We start from the raw sequence: 14182 nt of genomic DNA, 5'->3' as shown, positions 1-14182 counted from the left end.
GGCAGATGTCAGCGAATAGAAAACAAACGCTCACCTCAGCTAAACTCGCTCATTCTCATCTACCCTACACTCGTTCTCAACTCTCGCTCCGCTTCTTTTGACAGCCCGCCATTCGGCGGGCAAAGAAGTTATTTTAACTATATTACATTTCTGTTTTTTTTGTCAATGACAAATCCGGGCGCAGCACGGCCGCATCCTTTAAGTACACATGGCAAATTTCATCTTGCTTTTTCTCCGTCGCCACCGTCATCATGACGCGGATGCACCGCGGCAATGAGCCGGGCACCGGAATTTCCCTTGTGCACATGACCGGCACGTACGTCCAGCCGTCAATCCGGCGCAGCGCCTGCGCCGGAAACGCGGCCGTGATGTCGTCGGTGACAGAAATAAGCACAAACGAAACGTCATCGGCGACAACCCCGTTCGCTCGGATCATTTCCCGAAGCAGCGTTTCGGTTGCGGCCACGATTTCTTCGGCCTCATTTCGTTCAACGGTAATCGCTCCGCGAATGCCTCGAATCATCGTCCTCCCCCCTGTCCGGCGAACTCGCCCAGCCAGGCGAGCAGCTTGTCATCTTCTAATTCCACGACTTCGACGTCGCCGATCTCGCGCAAGAGCACCATGCGCACCGTCCCGGCGTACGCTTTTTTGTCGCCTTTCATTTTCTCGAGCAATCGGTCGGCCTCCACCGCTGCCGGCAGCGATACCGGAAAACCGTATCCGGCAAACCATTCGGCGAAACGGTGCTCGGCAAACGAGCGGCCGTAAAGCCGTTCGCTGACAAACACCGCAAACAGCATGCCGAGCGCGACCGCCTCGCCGTGCGTAAGCGTGCCGTAGCCGAGTTCGCTTTCAAGCGCATGGCCGAGCGTATGGCCGAAATTTAAATGGGCGCGCACCCCGGTTTCTTTTTCATCTTCACGTACGACGGACGCCTTAATATCGATGCCCTTTTCAATACAATAGGCGAGCGTTTCGCCGCGCAAATCGGCGAGCGTCTTCACTTCCGCGCGCAGCCATTCGTAAAAGCGGCAGTCGCGGATGAGCGCATGCTTGATCACCTCAGCGAACCCTGAGCGAAGCTCGCGCTCAGGCAATGTGCGCAAAAAGGCCGTATCATACACAACCGCTTCCGGCTGGTGGAAGGCGCCGATCATATTTTTGCCAAGCGGATGATTGATTGCCACTTTGCCGCCGACGGCGCTGTCATGAGCCAAAAGCGTCGTCGGCATTTGAATGTAGCGGATGCCGCGCATATAAGTGGCCGCGACGAATCCGGCTAAATCGCCGACGACGCCGCCGCCAAGCGCGATCATGACCGAGCGGCGGTCTAAGCCGCACTGAAGCGCCGCCGTTTGGCAGGCGTAATAGTTGTCAAACGACTTGGCCGCCTCCCCGCTCGGGATGATATAAGCGTAGACGTCATACTCAGCGGCGGCAAGCATGGCGCGCACCTCATCCAAATAAAGGGGCGCCACCGCATCGTCAGTAATGATAAACAACTTGGTTCCCGGCGGGCAGGCAAGCGCCCGGAGCAGGCGCGGCAATGCGCGCGCCGCCCCATCGCCCAGCAGGAGCGGGTATCGTTTCGTCGCCGTTTCGATCGTCCGTTCGATCATCGTTAAAACTCCCTTGCATAGCGGCGGGCGCGCTCAATGTTTTCTTTGATCAGATCGATCCGGTCTTGACCGAACTGCTCGACGATCGCCGCCGCCACTTCCCAGGCGACGACCGCCTCGGCGACGACGCTCGCCGCCGGCACAGCGCAGCTGTCCGAGCGCTCAATGCTCGCCGTAAACGGCTCTTTCGTATCGATATCGACACTTTGAAGCGGCTTGTACAACGTCGGAATCGGCTTCATCACCCCGCGCACAACGATTGGCATCCCGGTCGTCATCCCGCCTTCAAAGCCGCCGGCTCGGTTCGTCCGGCGCGAAAATCCTTGTTCCGGACTCCAAATGATTTCGTCATGCACTTCGCTTCCCGGGCGGCGCGCCGCCTCAAACCCGATGCCGAACTCGACGCCTTTAAAAGCGTTAATGCTGACGATGGCGGCAGCGATTTTCGCATCGAGCTTCCGGTCGTAATGAACATAACTGCCAACTCCGGCCGGGACGCCTTCGACGATCACTTCGACGATGCCGCCGATCGAATCGCCGTTTTTCTTCGCCAAATCGATCGCTTCCATCATTTTTTGCCCGGCTTCCGAGTCAAAGCAGCGCACCGGGGATGCTTCCGTCACTTCTTGCAATTCTTCAAGCGAGCGGTAATCGAGGTTTTCGGCGCGCACACCGCCGATTTCCAGCACGTGCCCGGCGACGCGGATGCCGACCTCTTCCAGGAGGCGTTTCGCCACCGCCCCGGCAGCTACACGCACAGTCGTTTCCCTTGCGGATGAGCGCTCGAGCACGTTGCGCATATCGCGATGCCCATACTTCAAGGCGCCGTTTAAATCAGCATGGCCCGGGCGCGGACGCGTTACTTTCCGCTTGACTTCGCTCTCATCATCAATCGGCTCAACAGCCATAATCGTTTGCCAATGTTGAAAATCGCGGTTCTCAACAACGAGCGCAATCGGCGAGCCGAGCGTTTTGCCATGGCGGACGCCGCCGACGATTTTCACCTCGTCTTTTTCAATTTGCATGCGCCGGCCGCGCCCATACCCTTTTTGCCGGCGCGCCAGCTCTTTATTAATGTGCTCGGCACGCAGCTCCAGCCCCGCCGGCACTCCTTCCAAAATCGCCGTCAGTTGCGGCCCGTGCGACTCCCCTGCTGTCAAATAACGCATATGTGTCTCTCCCTTCAGCTCTTTAACGCGTTTATGTAAAAATATATCATAAATTTGAAAAATGAAAATAGTTTCCGGAAAAAAAGAAGCCGGCACCGGCTATCTTTTTCGGTAAAAAAACGTTTCCTCCATTTCAAATCCGTATAAGCCGGGATTGAAAATTTGCTCGGTGCTGCCGACAAACAGCACACCGCCCGGCCGAAGCGCATCATGGAATTTCCGGTACAAAATCTGTTTCGCCTCTTCGGTGAAGTAAATGAGCACATTGCGGCAGACGATCAAATCAAACGGCCCTGGAAACGGGTCGGCGAGCAAATTATGTTTTTGAAACGTGACCGCCTGTTTCACCTTTTCGTCTATTTTATAATACTCGCCGTCTTTCGTAAAAAACTTTTTTTTCATTTCCTCCGGCAGCTCGGCGAGCGACCGTTCGCTGTACAGCCCGAGACGCGCGCGGGCGAGCGCGTTTTCGTCAATGTCGGTCGCCAGCACCGACACGCGGTGAAGCGGCATATGTTTTAGAAGCACCAGCGCGAGCGTATACGGCTCCTCGCCCGTAGAGCAGGCGGCGCTCCATACTTTTGGACGCGGATTTTCCGCCAACAGCCGCGGCAAAATGGTGCGCTCAAGCACGTCCCACCGCTTCGCGTTCCGGTAAAACTCAGACACGTTGATCGTCATCCGGTCTAAACACTCATTCCATAACGCCGGGTTTTTTTCCATTGCCGCAAACAGCTCGGCAAAGCTGTTCAGCCCTTTTTTCATGTACAAAGATGCCAGCCGCCGCTTCATTTGCGCCTCTTTGTACAGCGAAAGATCAATGCCGGTTTTTCGTTTCACTTTCGCGATAAATTGCGCGTAATCATCCATTGCCCCGATCCCTCTCCTTGTCTCACCTTCATAAAACGGCAAAGACCGACCACGTTGTGGCCGGTCTTTGCCTGAACATTAATATAGCCATTCGTTCATCAGTTTCGTATAAGCAACGAGCTCTTCTTCTTTGAAGAACAAGTTGATTTCGCGTTCCGCGCTTTGCGGCGAATCGGAACCGTGAATGACGTTTTTGCCGACCGTCAAGCCGAAATCGCCGCGAATCGTGCCCGGTGCGGCGTCTTGCGGATTCGTTTTCCCCATCATTTGCCGGGCGGCGGCGATCACGTTTTCACCTTCCCACACCATCGCAAACACCGGTCCGGACGTAATGAAATCAACAAGCTCGCCGAAAAACGGACGCTCTTTATGTTCGGCGTAGTGCTGTTCAGCCAGCTCGCGCGATACTTGCATCAGCTTCGCGCCGACAAGCTGGAACCCTTTTTTTTCAAAGCGGGAGACAATTTCGCCGATCAAATTGCGCTGAACCCCGTCTGGCTTTACCATTAAAAATGTCCGTTCTGTCATTGACTCTCCACCCCTACTGTCGTATGTACTAGGAAACGGGTTCCCCTCCATCATAGTATCATTGTTTCGCGCCATTGGCAACAATGTCCTTGAAAGCGTTAATAATCCCTTTTCCCGATGTAGAGGGCGAGGTCATGCAGCAAAGCGCGCGCCTGATTGGCGGGCAATTCGCCGAGCAGACGGAGCGCTTTTTCGAGATAGCGGTCGCTTAATGCGTATGACTGGCCGATGGCATCCGTTCGTTTAATGGCGGAAATGACGGCCGCCATCTCATCGGCGTTTGTTTCTGGACCGACCGCGGCGATCGCCGCTTTCATTCGTTCGTCACGAAGCGCGTACAGCACCGGGAGGGTGATGTTTCCCTGCTGCAAGTCGCTTCCCGCCGGCTTGCCAAGCTGCTCTTCCGTGCCCGTAAAATCGAGGATGTCATCCGTAATTTGAAACGACATGCCGACATAATGGCCAAACCAATACAGCCGTTTGGCCACCGATTCCGGAGCGCCGGCGGCGAGAGCGCCAAGCTGACAGCTGGCAGCGATCAACAGCGCCGTTTTCCGGCGGATGCGCCGCAAATATGTGCGGAGCGGCTGGTCAAACCGGTATTTGTCTTTGATTTGCTCAATTTCTCCGCGGCACACTTCGACAATCGTTTTCGCAAGCACTTGATGGGCGCGCGGGTCGTCAAGTTTCGCCATCCGTTCGAGCGAACGGGCAAACAAATAATCGCCCGTATACATGGCAAACCGGTTGCTCCATTTCGCTTTGATCGTTGGCCGGCCGCGGCGCAAGTCGGCATCGTCGATCACATCGTCGTGGACGAGCGATGCCATATGAATGAGTTCGAGCGCCACAGCAACATGCTTGATCCGCTCGAGATCATAATGGCCGAAACGGGCGGCGAGCAAGACAAAAACGGGACGGATCCGCTTTCCGCCCGCTTGCAACAAATGCAGCGCCGCTTCCCCAAGCGGCCCATATTCCGACCGGACCGTCCGCTCGAGCTCCTGTTCGACCGCCGCCAAATCATCGCCTAAAAACGAATACATCGCCTTTAACTTCATGATGTTCACCTTAACTCATCGTTTATAGCCTAAATGCATCGCCGCCACGCCGAACGTGTACGGTTTGACCTCGACATCGACAAAGCCAGCGGCGCGAAACATTTCCGCCAGCTCATCCCGCCCCGGGAACTCGCGCGCTGACTCTTGCAGCCATGAATACTCCTCATAGCTTTTCGCCAACAGCTTGCCGAACAGCGGCATCATAAACCGGAAATAAACATAGTAAAGCTGACGGAAACCAAACATCGTCGGCTGCGACGTTTCCAAACAGACGGTCATGCCGCCCGGCTTGGTGACGCGGTGCATTTCTTTCAGCACCGTCATATAATCGGGGACGTTGCGCAAACCGAAGCCAATGGTCACGTAATCGAACGAATTGTCCGGAAACGGAAGCTGCATGGCGTTGCCATGGATGAGCTTCACGTTGCACAAGCCGCGCGCTTTCACCTTTTGTTCGCCGACTTTTAACATGTTTTCGCTAAAATCAAGGCCGTACACTTCCCCTTCCGGCCCGACCGCCTCGGCTAAAGCGATCGCCCAATCGGCCGTCCCGCAGCAAACGTCAAGCGCTTTTTTTCCTTTTTGCACATTCATCCGTCGCATCACGTCTTCGCGCCATTTTAAATGGCGGCGGAAGCTGATGACAGAGTTCATCCGGTCATAATGAGCAGAAATTTTTTCAAATACACGATGGACTCGTTCTTCTTTCGACTGATGCATCATTCTACCCTTCTTCCACCGTCTTTTTGGCGATGGCTGAAAATCCGCCGGAGAGCTCGGTCACGCGGAGCATCAGCAGGCCGGCCGGCGGCAATTCCGCCGCGAACAGCGCTTCTTTGCAATGGTCGATATAGCGATCGCAAAGGCGAAGCAAATACCGCCGCTGTTCGTTCGTCAGCCCCTTCGCCCGCGGGAACGCGATATGCGCCATTTGCTCAAAGAGCATCGACGTCCCGGTGCGGGCGAATGCTTCCCGCTCGGAGAGCAGGCGCCGCAGCAGCAAGTAATGGTAGGCAAACTGCCCCCATTGCGGCACCGCCATGCGGTCGGCAAGCTTGGCAAGCAGCGCCGATTCGATCGTGCCCATCGCCGCAAACAGCGCATCGATCCGCTCCGCCTTTTTTTCATAAAGACGCACTTTTTGTTCGTTAATGTCGCGGATCGCTTCGGCGAACAAACGGATGAGCGCGATATCGCCCGAACGCGCCAGCACATCGTAATACAGTCCGCTGTATAAGTCGCCGGCGAGGACGACAAGCTGCCGCGTCCGCAAGTCATCGCCGCCATCCGTCACCTCATCATGGGTATCAAGGGCGATCTGCACGAGCATCATGGCGATGATGTACCGATCCGTCTCATTTGGCGCCGCCGGAGCGTCAGCAACCATCGACAGCGCCAACAGCAGCCGGTCCTCGTCAACAACCGGCGTCGGCACATGCTCGCGCAAATACGGATGGTCAATCAGCTGTTCGATTTGTTCCTTCAATGACGCCAATTTCACCATGATGTCATTCACACGAATCACCCTTGTCCCCGAAAAATATCCGCACCGCAATGACGGACTCATTATAACATAATTTTGTCGAAAACGCTCTAGTTTGCTAGAAATTTGCCGGGTTACTTTTTCCCTTCCGACTCGATGGAGCCATGGCGCGTTTGAATATACGCCTTGCCTCTCACCTTAATCGCCGATGTATGTTCCGTGAACTGGGCGATTAGCACTTCGCCTTTATCGAGCTTTTCGGAATGATGGAATCTTGTGTCCGCGCCGCGCGTCAGCCCGATGACGTTCACTCCGTCTTCGAGCGCCTTAATGACGACAAAATCGCTGTTCGTGTTCATCGTTTGCCCTCCTTACGCTTTAATTAACGAAAACACTTCGGACCGGGCGTTGGCGTCCGTTTCAAACACGCCGCGCACCGCTGTTGTGACCGTTTTCGCCCCCGGTTTTTTTACGCCACGCATCGTCATGCACATATGCTCCGCCTCAACAACGACCATAACCCCGTGCGGTTCGAGCGCCTCGACGATCGAATCAGCGACCGTCGCCGTGATGCGCTCTTGCAATTGCGGACGGCGCGCCACCGCTTCGACAGCTCGGGCGAGCTTGCTTAACCCGGTCACTTTCCCTTCCCGCGGAATATAGGCGACGTGGGCGACGCCGAAAAACGGCACTAAATGGTGTTCGCACATCGAATAAAACGGAATATCTTTGACAAGCACGAGCTCCTCGTGCTCCTCGCTAAATACCGTTTGAAAATGCTGCTTCGGGTCCTCCTTTAGCCCGGCGAACACCTCGGCGTACATTTTTGCCACCCGCTTTGGTGTATCGATGAGCCCTTCGCGGTTCGGATCTTCACCGATCGCTTCCAGGATGAGGCGGACCGCATATTCAATTTGCTCAACATTGATCTCTGGCATACAAACAACATCCTCCTGCGTCATAAAAGCTGCATGTAATCCGATTCTAGCATAGGGAGCGAAAAAAAACAAAAAAGAAGGGCGGTGGATTACCTGCCCTTCCCTCCTAAGCTCCTGCTTCGGCTATGTAGGCTTATTTCACAGCATCTTTTAATGCTTTGCCCGGTTTGAATGCAGGAACTTTGCTTGCCGGAATTTCCATTTCTTCGCCCGTTTGCGGGTTGCGTCCTTTCCGGGCAGCGCGCTCGCGCACTTCAAAGTTCCCAAAGCCGATTAATTGCACTTTATCGCCTTTTCGCAGCGCTTCTGTAATCGAGTCAAATACCGCGTCAACGGCTTTTGTTGCATCTTTCTTGGAAAGACCGCTTGTTTCGGCTACTGCGTTGATCAATTCCGTCTTGTTCATGCCATTCACCTCCTCCCAAGGGAGCTCATCTTGTTTACTACCATTTGTGCACACTTTTCTGCTTTTCTATACATAGATATTGACGGCTCTTGGCGGCGAAAAGGCTGGCGCACGAAGGGCAAGCGCTGCATCGGCGCAGCCGCTGATTGTACTTTCGTTCAGCAAGACTGACAGGAAATGCGCCCGCGCCGCCGAGCGGGGCGCTCCCTTGACAGTTCAAGCGCCGCCCGCCCCTTCAAGACGAAGGAAGGGGCGGCAAACTGCCTTCGCTTCGCCAAGATGCGGTGACATGCCTAATCTTAACCAATTTATCGCGATAATTCAACATCTTTTTCGCCAAAACGGCCAATTTTAGGCATATTTCACCAAAACAACGATTTCAGATAAAAGATTACCATAACGCCGTGCGCATAATCAAGTGCCAATCCTTATTTCTCAAGGGTTTCAGCGATTTTTTCTCTTTTGAAAGATCAACAGTCAAAAAAAAAGCCCCCGAATTGGGAGCTGAGCGCACGGCCTTTAGGGGCAAGCACCCCTGCAGGCGAAGAACAATTGTCCGTCGCGGCGATCCGCGAGCCTCCGCTTTTCTATAAAATAATGGCGATGAGGCCGCCGGAGCCTTCGTTGATGATGCGTTCGAGCGTTTCTTTCAGCTTGTAGCGGGCGTTTTCCGGCATGAGCGCGAGTTTGGCTTGGATGCCTTCGCGGACGATCGAGCTGAGCGAGCGGCCGAAAATATCGGAGTTCCAAATCGACAGCGGATCGTCTTCAAAATCTTGCATTAAATAGCGGACGAGTTCTTCGCTCTGTTTTTCCGTACCGATAATCGGCGCGAATTCCGATTCGACGTCGACTTTAATCATATGAATGGACGGAGCGACCGCTTTTAAACGAACGCCAAAGCGTGATCCTTGGCGGATGATTTCCGGTTCGTCGAGGCTCATGTCGGACAAAGCGGGCGCAGCGATGCCATAACCTGTTTGTTTCACCATTTTTAGCGCATCAGCGATTTGGTCGTACTCGGCTTTTGCATGGGCAAAGTCTTGCATGAGCTGAAGGAGATGGTCTTTGCCGCGAATTTCAACGCCGACGATTTCTTTTAAAATTTGGTCGTACAGCTCATCGGGCGCATACAAATCAATTTCAGCGATCCCTTGCCCCATTTCGATGCCGGCGAGCCGCGCTTTTTCGATGAAATCGTACTCGGCAAACTGCTGTACGACCCGATCCACATCACGCAGCCGCTTAATGTCTTTCACCGTGTCGCGCACCGCTTCTTGGTAGCTTTCACGCAGCCAATGGTCCTCGCGCAGCACCATCACCCAACTCGGCAAGTTGACGTTCACTTCGAGCACCGGGAATTCATATAATGCCTCACGGAGCACGTTATACACATCGGTCTCACGCATGCTTTCCACACTCATGGCGAGCACCGGGATGTCGTACTTTTCAGCAAGCTCGCGGCGGAGCGCTTCCGTTTCCGGATGATGCGGCCGAACGGTGTTGACGATCATAATAAACGGCTTGCCGACTTCTTTCAGCTCGCCAATGACCCGCTCCTCGGCTTCTACGTAGTCATGGCGCGGAATCTCTCCGATCGAGCCGTCCGTCGTAATGACGACTCCGATCGTCGAATGTTCTTGAATGACTTTCCTTGTCCCGATTTCCGCCGCCTCTTGAAACGGAATCGGCTCTTCGTACCAAGGGGTGTGAATCATCCGCGGGCCGTTTTCGTCTTCATACCCTTTCGCGCCAGGCACGGCATAGCCGACGCAATCAACGAGGCGAATATTGACTTCGAGACCGTCATCGACTTTTACCGTCACGGCTTGGTTTGGCACGAATTTCGGTTCCGTCGTCATGATCGTTTTGCCCGCGGCGCTTTGCGGCAGTTCGTCTTGAGCCCGCGCTTTGTCAGCTTCGTTTTTAATGTTCGGAATGACAACGAGCTCCATAAACCGTTTAATAAACGTCGACTTTCCGGTGCGGACAGCGCCGACAACCCCTAAATAAATGTCACCGCCAGTCCGCTCGGCGATATCTTTAAAAAGATCGACCTTTTCCAAATGACTCCCCTCCAGTCCTTCGGTCGTTATGAGAAGCAACGGAATCAACTAGTATGATACGACACTATATGCATATGATGTTGTCCCATTCGGTTATGACTAAAAAGCGATGAAAAAATCCCTTCTCTAGAATGTATTTTCCTAGAGAAGGGATGATGACTTATTTCGTGAAAAAAATCGGTTCATTCGTTTTGGCATCGATCGTATACGGAAGGGAGTACGCCGGCACAAAGAGCGAGTGATCCGTCAAAAGAGCACGGATATCATCCCCTGGCTTGTAGCGGTGCGGATATTTTTTCAAGGCGGCGTATAGATCGGAACGGTAGTCAATGTAAATTTCACCGCTGCCATCGATGACAAACGGCAAGTTGTTGCCGGAAAACGGGCTGACCGCATACGGCGGCTCTTTGTAGCCGAGTTTTTTGTAATCGAGTGTAAACACACCGGGCGCAACGACGTCTTTAAACGGCGGATAACGGTGCTCGTCCGTATACATTCTCAGCCGCAGCTTCAGGTCACGGACGCCCTCGGCTAAGCGCAAATCAAGGAGCTTGACCGTCGGGTTCGTTTCCGCATCAATAATCATATATTGAAAGACGCCCCCGCTTTCATAGGCGTTTCCTGGCGGTTCCTGCATGTAGCGCGGAACGAGTTTTTGAAAATCAATCGGGTACTTTAAGTAAACCGGCGTTTTCATATCGCGGGTCTTAATCGGCAACAGTCCGCCGGTCGCCTTCCGGTACTCGTCGACCGCCGATTGGACGGCCGCCACTTGATCTTTGTAAGGAATTTGGTTTTGTTTTAGCCGCTCTTGCGGATATAAACACCCGGAAAGCGGCACGAGAAACAAGCAGGCTAAAAGCAAGCGAGCGATCTGTTTCATAGGTTCCTCCATCCTTTGCCTATTGCGGCGTCGGTCCGCTGAACACGACGAAAACGATGATGATGCCGGCTAAAACTAACAGAATATAGGCGATGGACGCCAAAAGAAAGCGTAACCATTTGATCTTGATCTTATAACGGCTCAAATAAATGAAGCCGACCGAAATAAACATAAATACCATTGAGGCGATGGCGATCCACATTTTCGCTAAAGCCGTTGACATAGTCGTTCCTCCTTTTTCGACAACTACTATTATAGCACCGCCATAAAAAAAGCTGAAGTAAAGCGGGGCTTTCTTTACTTCAGCATCGCCTTATACCCTTCCGGAAGCTCAAGCCGATGATGGTTCGTCATATTGTATGCAAAACGAAGACAACTTGTACCGCCATCCGCCTATTTTCGGCGTTACTGTTCGGCAAAAATGTTCATTAAATCGTCCATTTCCTGCTTTTTTCCGCGCGCCATAAGCGAATCGACCGCTTCTTTCGGATCCTTTCCGGCAAACAGCACTTCATAGAGCACTTCGGTAATCGGCATTTTCACGCCAAGCTCTTTCGCCAGCTCATAGGCGGCTTTTGTCGTTCGCACCCCTTCCACAGCCATCCCCATGCTTTCTAGCACATCATCGAGCTTTTTTCCTTGGCCAAGCATATGGCCGGCCCGCCAGTTGCGGGAATGGACGCTTGTGCACGTGACGATCAAGTCGCCGACCCCGGCCAGCCCGGAAAACGTCAACGGATTAGCGCCGAGCGCACGGCCGAGACGGGCAATCTCAGCCAATCCCCGCGTAATCAGAGCTGCCTTTGCGTTATCTCCATAGCCGAGCCCATCGCTGATGCCAGCGGCCAACGCGATAATGTTTTTCAGCGCCCCGCCGACTTCGACACCGACTAAATCCGGGTTCGTATACACGCGGAAATAGTGATGGTTCATAAATAGATCTTGAATGCGCCGTGCTGCTTCCATGTTCGGCGATGACACCGCCACTGTCGTCGGATGGCGGAGCACCACTTCTTCCGCATGGCTCGGCCCGGAAAGAACGACGACATCTTCTAGCCACTCACCCATTTCTTCAGCGACAATTTCCGACACGCGCTTATGCGTCCCCGGTTCGATTCCTTTGCTGACGGCAACGATCGTGATCGGCGCAGCCAAACATGTGCGCGCCCTTTTCAGCACGTCCCGGATCGCCTTCGTCGGCACAGCCAGCACGGCAATGGAAATGCCATCAAGCGCGGCGCAAAGGTCGTCGCAACCGATAATCCCCTCCGGCAGGCGGACGCCCGGCAAATATTTTTCGTTCGTCCGCCGCCCGTTGATCTCTCTTACTTGTTCAGCCCGGTGGCTCCAAAGCCGGACACGATGTCCATTGTCAGCTAAAACGAGCGCCAATGCCGTTCCCCAGCTTCCTGCCCCCAGTACGGTGACATTCTCCATCGTTCCCACTTCCTTTGTCCGATTGTCGCTTTCCTGAAAAACGCCCGGCGCGCCCCCGCTCGAGGCCAATCCCCTTCGCTTTCGGACCGCCAATCTCGGCAAGCAAAGAACATTTTGCCCGTTGCGGCGCCTCCGCTTCTCTTATTTCCGCGGGCGGGCGATGATTTTGATCGGCGTACCCTCGAAGCCGAACGCGTCGCGAATGCGGTTTTCCAAAAACCGTTCGTACGAAAAATGCATGAGCTCCGGATCGTTGACAAAAGCGACGAACGTCGGTGGTTTGACGGCTACTTGCGTCATGTAATAAATTTTCAGGCGCCGCCCGTTATGCGTCGGCGTCGGGTTCATCGCCACCGCGTCCATAATGACTTCATTGAGCACATTCGTCTGAACGCGCATCGCGTGGTTGTCGCTGACGAGTTGCACAAGCGGCAACAGCTTATGAAGCCGCTGCTTCGTCTTCGCTGACACAAATAAAATCGGCGCATAGTCTAAAAACGGGAAATGATCGCGAATCTTCCGTTCAAATTCCACCATCGTTTTATCGTCTTTTTCGATGGCATCCCATTTATTGACGATGAGAATGACGCCGCGCCCCGCCTCATGCGCATACCCGGCGATTTTTTTATCCTGTTCGATAATCCCTTCCTCCGCGTTTAAAACGACAAGCACGACATCGGAGCGCTCAATGGCTCTTAGCGCGCGCAACACGCTGTATTTTTCCGTGCTTTCGTAAATTTTTCCCCGTTTGCGCATTCCTGCCGTATCAATAATAACATATTTCTGGCCTTCGCGGACAAACGAAGTGTCTACAGCGTCTCTCGTCGTGCCGGCGATATCGCTGACAATCACCCGTTCTTCCCCTAAAATGGCGTTGACAAGCGACGATTTGCCGACGTTCGGCCGGCCGATGAGGCAAAATTTAATGACATCTTCCTCGTATTCTTGCCCGCCGTCTTTCGGAAAATGGCGGACGACAGCGTCAAGCAAATCGCCAAGTCCTGTCCCGTGCGCTCCGGAAATCGGGTACGGATCGCCGAAACCAAGCGTGTAAAAATCGTAAATCAGCTCGCGCATCTCCGGATTGTCGATTTTGTTGACGGCGAGCACGACTGGCTTATTCGACCGGCGCAGCAGTTTCGCCACTTCTTCATCAGCGGACGTCACGCCGTCGCGGCCGTTCGTCATAAAGATGATGACATCCGCCTCATCGATGGCGATTTCCGCCTGCTGGCGAATTTGCACAAGCAGCGGCTCATCGCCGATGTCAATGCCCCCGGTGTCAATCAAGTAAAATGAATGGTTCAGCCATTCGGCGCTGCTGTAAATGCGGTCGCGCGTCACCCCGGGCACATCTTCGACGATGGAAATGCGCTCCCCGACGATGCGGTTGAAAATGGTTGATTTCCCCACATTCGGACGACCGACAATGGCCACGACTGGATTTGCCATGCTACCACCCTTTATCCTCATTTTTGCCTCGCTTTGCTCTTGAAAAAAACGCCCTTCTCCTAGGGCATCGGTTCATCACCGCAAAGTGCACTTGACGGTCTATTTCTTTTACGGTTAAAGCTACGGGGGCAAACTCCCTCGTTCTTTTGCGCGTTTTGTCCATTGAAGGGGCATGAACGTGCCTCGTTTTACACATCAAGGATAACTTTTGGCGATGAACCAGGACATGCTACAACTGCTTTATTTTATCAAAAAGCGAAACGTCCAAC

General features: G+C 53.8%; 16 protein-coding genes. All 16 read right to left on the bottom strand.

From position 1 onward, the window contains the following. Positions 1-142 precede the first annotated feature (142 nt). On the bottom strand, positions 143-523 hold the full coding sequence (gene aroH, locus GS3922_RS05020; RefSeq protein ID WP_063165466.1) for a chorismate mutase: 381 nt from the start codon (positions 521-523) through the stop codon (positions 143-145). Beyond that, entirely contained in the window at positions 520-1620 is a 1101-nt protein-coding gene (gene aroB, locus GS3922_RS05015) for a 3-dehydroquinate synthase (protein WP_063165465.1), read from the bottom strand. Before aroB ends, aroH begins: the two co-directional genes overlap by 4 nt. A gap of 2 nt (positions 1621-1622) precedes the next feature. Continuing rightward, positions 1623-2789, bottom strand: coding sequence for a chorismate synthase (gene aroC / locus GS3922_RS05010; protein ID WP_063167315.1), 1167 nt, complete (start codon positions 2787-2789; stop codon positions 1623-1625). A 99-nt stretch (positions 2790-2888) separates the two neighbouring features. Then, positions 2889-3659, bottom strand: a complete 771-nt coding sequence (locus tag GS3922_RS05005) for a CheR family methyltransferase (RefSeq protein ID WP_063165464.1) — start codon at positions 3657-3659, stop codon at positions 2889-2891. 78 nt (positions 3660-3737) lie between these two features. Continuing rightward, a complete protein-coding gene (gene ndk / locus GS3922_RS05000; RefSeq protein ID WP_063165463.1) occupies positions 3738-4187 on the bottom strand; it encodes a nucleoside-diphosphate kinase in 450 nt (149 codons plus the stop codon). A gap of 98 nt (positions 4188-4285) precedes the next feature. Then, positions 4286-5248, bottom strand: coding sequence for a heptaprenyl diphosphate synthase component II (gene hepT / locus GS3922_RS04995; RefSeq protein WP_063165462.1), 963 nt, complete (start codon positions 5246-5248; stop codon positions 4286-4288). Between the two features lie 15 nt (positions 5249-5263). Further along, positions 5264-5968, bottom strand: a complete 705-nt coding sequence (gene menG, locus GS3922_RS04990; protein ID WP_063167313.1) for a demethylmenaquinone methyltransferase — start codon at positions 5966-5968, stop codon at positions 5264-5266. 4 nt (positions 5969-5972) lie between these two features. Then, positions 5973-6752, bottom strand: a complete 780-nt coding sequence (locus GS3922_RS04985; protein ID WP_063167314.1) for a heptaprenyl diphosphate synthase component 1 — start codon at positions 6750-6752, stop codon at positions 5973-5975. A 113-nt stretch (positions 6753-6865) separates the two neighbouring features. After that, positions 6866-7090 (bottom strand): trp RNA-binding attenuation protein MtrB, encoded by a 225-nt coding sequence (gene mtrB, locus GS3922_RS04980; RefSeq protein ID WP_063165461.1) that lies wholly within the window; start codon positions 7088-7090, stop codon positions 6866-6868. 12 nt (positions 7091-7102) lie between these two features. Then, positions 7103-7669, bottom strand: coding sequence for a GTP cyclohydrolase I FolE (gene folE / locus GS3922_RS04975; protein ID WP_063165460.1), 567 nt, complete (start codon positions 7667-7669; stop codon positions 7103-7105). 133 nt (positions 7670-7802) lie between these two features. Further along, positions 7803-8075 (bottom strand): HU family DNA-binding protein, encoded by a 273-nt coding sequence (locus GS3922_RS04970; RefSeq protein ID WP_008879623.1) that lies wholly within the window; start codon positions 8073-8075, stop codon positions 7803-7805. Positions 8076-8662: 587 nt separating this feature from the next. After that, positions 8663-10141, bottom strand: coding sequence for a stage IV sporulation protein A (gene spoIVA / locus GS3922_RS04965; protein WP_063165459.1), 1479 nt, complete (start codon positions 10139-10141; stop codon positions 8663-8665). 160 nt (positions 10142-10301) lie between these two features. Then, positions 10302-11024: a hypothetical protein gene (locus tag GS3922_RS04960; protein WP_063165458.1), complete on the bottom strand. Its 723-nt coding sequence runs from the start codon at positions 11022-11024 to the stop codon at positions 10302-10304. Between the two features lie 19 nt (positions 11025-11043). Then, on the bottom strand, positions 11044-11247 hold the full coding sequence (locus GS3922_RS04955; RefSeq protein ID WP_063165457.1) for a DUF2768 domain-containing protein: 204 nt from the start codon (positions 11245-11247) through the stop codon (positions 11044-11046). 182 nt (positions 11248-11429) lie between these two features. Beyond that, complete coding sequence (locus GS3922_RS04950) at positions 11430-12461, bottom strand: NAD(P)H-dependent glycerol-3-phosphate dehydrogenase (RefSeq protein ID WP_063167312.1); 1032 nt, start codon at positions 12459-12461, stop codon at positions 11430-11432. 141 nt (positions 12462-12602) lie between these two features. After that, complete coding sequence (gene der / locus GS3922_RS04945; protein WP_063165456.1) at positions 12603-13913, bottom strand: ribosome biogenesis GTPase Der; 1311 nt, start codon at positions 13911-13913, stop codon at positions 12603-12605. Positions 13914-14182 lie beyond the last annotated feature (269 nt).

Origin of the sequence: Geobacillus subterraneus (genome assembly GCF_001618685.1) — a bacterium.
Taxonomy (GTDB): domain Bacteria; phylum Bacillota; class Bacilli; order Bacillales; family Anoxybacillaceae; genus Geobacillus; species Geobacillus subterraneus.
This window is presented reverse-complemented; position numbering and strand designations above follow the sequence as displayed.

Bases quoted from the DNA above. Each gene is read 5' to 3' on its own strand.
- aroH (WP_063165466.1), bottom strand. From the start codon at position 523: ATGATTCGAGGCATTCGCGGAGCGATTACCGTTGAACGAAATGAGGCC.
- aroB (WP_063165465.1), bottom strand. From the start codon at position 1,620: ATGATCGAACGGACGATCGAAACGGCGACGAAACGATACCCGCTCCTG.
- aroC (WP_063167315.1), bottom strand. From the start codon at position 2,789: ATGCGTTATTTGACAGCAGGGGAGTCGCACGGGCCGCAACTGACGGCG.
- GS3922_RS05005 (WP_063165464.1), bottom strand. From the start codon at position 3,659: ATGGATGATTACGCGCAATTTATCGCGAAAGTGAAACGAAAAACCGGC.
- ndk (WP_063165463.1), bottom strand. From the start codon at position 4,187: ATGACAGAACGGACATTTTTAATGGTAAAGCCAGACGGGGTTCAGCGC.
- hepT (WP_063165462.1), bottom strand. From the start codon at position 5,248: ATGAAGTTAAAGGCGATGTATTCGTTTTTAGGCGATGATTTGGCGGCG.
- menG (WP_063167313.1), bottom strand. From the start codon at position 5,968: ATGCATCAGTCGAAAGAAGAACGAGTCCATCGTGTATTTGAAAAAATT.
- GS3922_RS04985 (WP_063167314.1), bottom strand. From the start codon at position 6,752: ATGGTGAAATTGGCGTCATTGAAGGAACAAATCGAACAGCTGATTGAC.
- mtrB (WP_063165461.1), bottom strand. From the start codon at position 7,090: ATGAACACGAACAGCGATTTTGTCGTCATTAAGGCGCTCGAAGACGGA.
- folE (WP_063165460.1), bottom strand. From the start codon at position 7,669: ATGCCAGAGATCAATGTTGAGCAAATTGAATATGCGGTCCGCCTCATC.
- GS3922_RS04970 (WP_008879623.1), bottom strand. From the start codon at position 8,075: ATGAACAAGACGGAATTGATCAACGCAGTAGCCGAAACAAGCGGTCTT.
- GS3922_RS04960 (WP_063165458.1), bottom strand. From the start codon at position 11,024: ATGAAACAGATCGCTCGCTTGCTTTTAGCCTGCTTGTTTCTCGTGCCG.
- GS3922_RS04955 (WP_063165457.1), bottom strand. From the start codon at position 11,247: ATGTCAACGGCTTTAGCGAAAATGTGGATCGCCATCGCCTCAATGGTA.
- GS3922_RS04950 (WP_063167312.1), bottom strand. From the start codon at position 12,461: ATGGAGAATGTCACCGTACTGGGGGCAGGAAGCTGGGGAACGGCATTG.
- der (WP_063165456.1), bottom strand. From the start codon at position 13,913: ATGGCAAATCCAGTCGTGGCCATTGTCGGTCGTCCGAATGTGGGGAAA.